The 2,336-nt window shown below is 64.0% G+C and carries 5 protein-coding genes; 2 read left to right on the top strand and 3 right to left on the bottom strand.

Annotation, left to right across the window (positions count from 1 at the left end):
- A partial coding sequence (locus VEK15_12850) for a hypothetical protein (GenBank protein HXV61578.1) occupies window positions 1-217 on the top strand: 217 nt, incomplete at its 5' end.
- A gap of 273 nt (window positions 218-490) precedes the next feature.
- Here VEK15_12850 and VEK15_12845 read toward each other — a convergent pair.
- The 3 genes from VEK15_12845 to VEK15_12835 all read right to left on the bottom strand — a co-directional run bounded on the left by VEK15_12845 (window position 491) and on the right by VEK15_12835 (window position 1,643).
- Window positions 491-916: a type II toxin-antitoxin system VapC family toxin gene (locus VEK15_12845; GenBank protein HXV61577.1), complete on the bottom strand. Its 426-nt coding sequence runs from the start codon at window positions 914-916 to the stop codon at window positions 491-493.
- Window positions 891-1,169: an AbrB/MazE/SpoVT family DNA-binding domain-containing protein gene (locus VEK15_12840; GenBank protein HXV61576.1), complete on the bottom strand. Its 279-nt coding sequence runs from the start codon at window positions 1,167-1,169 to the stop codon at window positions 891-893. Before VEK15_12840 ends, VEK15_12845 begins: the two co-directional genes overlap by 26 nt.
- Window positions 1,170-1,445: 276 nt before the next feature.
- A complete protein-coding gene (locus VEK15_12835; protein HXV61575.1) occupies window positions 1,446-1,643 on the bottom strand; it encodes a hypothetical protein in 198 nt (65 codons plus the stop codon).
- On the opposite strand from VEK15_12835, the gene VEK15_12830 reads away from it, so the two are divergent.
- A complete protein-coding gene (locus VEK15_12830; GenBank protein ID HXV61574.1) occupies window positions 1,628-2,038 on the top strand; it encodes a hypothetical protein in 411 nt (136 codons plus the stop codon). The two genes, VEK15_12835 and VEK15_12830, sit on opposite strands and share 16 nt — an antisense overlap.
- The last annotated feature ends 298 nt before the right edge of the window (window positions 2,039-2,336 follow it).

Here is a 2,336-nt window from a genome sequence, read left to right as displayed (position 1 = left end):
GAAGAGGGAAGCGAGCGCCGCCGGCCTTCCTCCCAGCTGGCGGCGACGAGCGCGCGCAGCGTGCGAGGAAGCGGGTGTCACCGATCCCGATCTGCTGGAGGCTTGCATCGTCGATGTCGGCTACACGCGCGACGAGAGCTTCGCCGAAACCGCCGCGGCCGTTCAGGCGCGAAGCCGCTTCGACGCGGAGTCCGACTTGGATAGGCGCCCTGATTAGCCGACCGCTCTGGCGCTGTCTTCAGCGAACTGAATCGGACGGAGACGCGAAATGCACTCTACAAAGGACCCGACCACGGGGTGATTCGGGATCCGGGGGTCGCGTGTTCAAATCACGCCGCCGCGTCTTGCCCGACAAATTCAACTTTGTCCAGATACGAAGTTCGGGAGACGGATAGGGCGTGTATCTCGCGAACTTGAAACGGACGGGAGAGAATTTTTCGTGTGTCACCGAGGCTTGCGAGCAGGTCTTCGCGCCTCGTCACAAGCTAGGTCAGTGCTTGCGTTGCCCCAGACGACGAACCGATACGATACCCCTCGGTAAGTCGAGAATCTCGGGATCTCCCGTGATTACGGGTCCTCCCTCGTGTCTTGCAGTTGCGACGGCGAAGGCGTCCGCATAGGAAAGCCGGTGCGCAGACTTGAGCTCCGCCGCTTCCAGAACGAGCTTCTCGCGAACGGGGTAGAGCTCCAGCGGGAGCTTGCGGATTAGCTGGAGTGCATTTCGGGCGTCCTCCGAACCCCTGAGTTGTGCGATGCGATAGTAAACCTCTCCAAAGTTGATCCAGTTCAAAATCAAACGGAGGTTCCCCGCGCGGGCACGGCGAAGATACCGACGCATCGAACGACCGGCCTGGCCTTCACCGCGCAGGAAGGCGAGAAGCGCCCAAGCGTCAACGACGGCGACGCCGACGCTCATCTCTGGCTACTTCTTTCCGATGCTCGGCTTCCAGCTCGCGCAACGGGTCCCCAACCGCGAGAAATCCGAACGCGTGATCGATAGCATCCTCACCGATTCGCTTCGCACCGTTCGATGCGAGCTCCAGACGTACGGCGTCCGCGGAGACCATTTCGATCGCGAGACGCACGCCCGGGCGCCACCGCAGCTCCTCGCGGATCGCCTTGGGAATGACGATCTGCCCTTTGCTGGTCAGTTTCGTCTCTGCTTTCATCTTACCGTCAGAGTAAGACGAGATGGTCTCACTGTCAAATCAAGGTCCTCGGCCGGTGCTCGGATCGCGCGACTCGGCCTCCACGCGCTCCACGAGGATAAACGCTCGCCGTCCGGCCATGATGTGGCAGGGGATCGGGGGCGCGCCATACACAGGAGCGTTCGTCTCGAAGAGAGGCCGCGCGACGCCGTGCCGAAACTACGCCCGGCCTCGACGTTGACGGCCATGAGAATGCCCGGTGGCGCCCTCTATCCCCTCATCGGGAACGCTGGGGCCCTACCAGCGGTCGGGCGGGAAGCTGGTCGTGGGCAGGTCGGTGATACCCCGCTCGGCCTTCTGCTTCTCCACCATGAGGGCCACGTCGGCCAGGAGCCTCCGGGCGTCGTAGATGATGCCGTCCTTGATCGTGTACTTGATTCCCCCACGCGCTCGGACAGGCCCGCCTCGCTGCCCCGCTGGTGTACGAGGTTCCACTGGCGCGCCACCTGTCCGAAACGCGCCTGCTCGTCGGCGTGGTTGTGATCCGGTGGCCAGGGCTGGACGTCGCGGCCGTCGTAGAGAGATTCGAAGATGCCGTAGAGGTGGGTCACCGTGCCGAGCCCGAGCCGGGCGGCATCGATCGCGTTCATCTCGGCGACACCCTGTTGAGAGAGGTGCGCCGTCGATCCGAGGCCGAGCTTCTTCGCCTCGTCGAGGAGCGCCTCCATGATGTCGGGCGGATAGGCAGTGAGCTTCAAGCCGTCAATCCCGGTCTCCGCCGCCATGCGCACCCACTCGCGCGCCTTCTCTGGCGTTTCGATGGTGCCCTCCCACTCGTCGAAAGGAAGGAGGATTCGACGCGCGCCGGGACGTCGCCGGAATCATCCTGAATCGCTGGGGCCACGCCTACGTCTGTCCCGCACCGGGCTTCTACTTCGGCCGCGAAGGCAAGCCTGCCGCGCCCGACGTGCTCCGCCGCCCCGCGGGAAGGGTCGCCTTCGCCAACTCCGAGCTTCACGGCCACCAGAACTGGTACGATGCCACCGCGGAAGGGAAGCGCGCGGTGGAGCAGCTGTTCGGTTGATGGAGCGCCGCTCTCGATTCGCCCTGTGAGGACGCGCATGTCGGCTTCGCATAAGTCTCGCGCTCGTTTCCAACTCTTCGTCTGCGGCGGCATCGTCCTCTATG

The sequence above is a fragment of the Vicinamibacteria bacterium genome, assembly GCA_035620555.1.
Lineage (GTDB): Bacteria > Acidobacteriota > Vicinamibacteria > Marinacidobacterales > SMYC01 > DASPGQ01.
The sequence above is the reverse complement of the archived record's forward strand: the minus strand, read 5'-3'. Positions and strand labels throughout refer to the sequence as shown.

Excerpts from the sequence above, each read along its gene's own strand:
- VEK15_12840 (HXV61576.1), bottom strand. The coding sequence starts at position 1,169 with ATGAAAGCAGAGACGAAACTGACCAGCAAAGGGCAGATCGTCATTCCC.
- VEK15_12845 (HXV61577.1), bottom strand. The coding sequence starts at position 916 with ATGAGCGTCGGCGTCGCCGTCGTTGACGCTTGGGCGCTTCTCGCCTTC.